The sequence below is a fragment of the Streptomyces sp. DH12 genome (genome assembly GCF_020873895.1).
In the GTDB taxonomy this organism is placed as follows: Bacteria; Actinomycetota; Actinomycetes; order Streptomycetales; family Streptomycetaceae; genus Streptomyces.
Window position 1 is genome coordinate 1 of record NZ_JAHWGT010001270.1, and the last position, 430, is coordinate 430.

Consider the following 430-nt stretch of genomic DNA (forward strand, 5'->3'; position numbering starts at 1 on the left):
CTGTACGAGGTCCCCGCGGACGGCAATCTGACCGACATCGTCCGCAGAAACGCCGCGCAGCATCCCGAAGTCGCCGTCATGGCCCGCAAGGTCGGCGGGACGTGGCAGGACGTGACGGCCACCACCTTCCTCGCGGAGGTGCGGGCCGCCGCCAAGGGTCTGATCGCGGCGGGCGTGCAGCCCGGCGACCGGGTCGGCCTGATGTCCCGCACCCGCTACGAGTGGACGCTGCTCGACTTCGCGATCTGGAGCGCCGGCGCGATCACCGTGCCGGTGTACGAGACCAGTTCGGCGGAGCAGGTGGCGTGGATCCTCGGCGACTCCGGCGCCACCGCCTGCCTGGTGGAGCTCGACGCCCACGCGGCGACCGTGGAGTCCGTGCGCGACCGGCTGCCCGCGCTGAAGAACGTCTGGCAGATCGAGGACGGCG

At 71.9% G+C, this 430-nt stretch carries 1 protein-coding gene; it reads left to right on the plus strand.

The genetic code is table 11. The features are described 5' to 3' along the window. On the plus strand, positions 1-430 hold a 430-nt coding region (locus LPA54_RS39620; protein ID WP_228985246.1), incomplete at both ends, for an AMP-binding protein.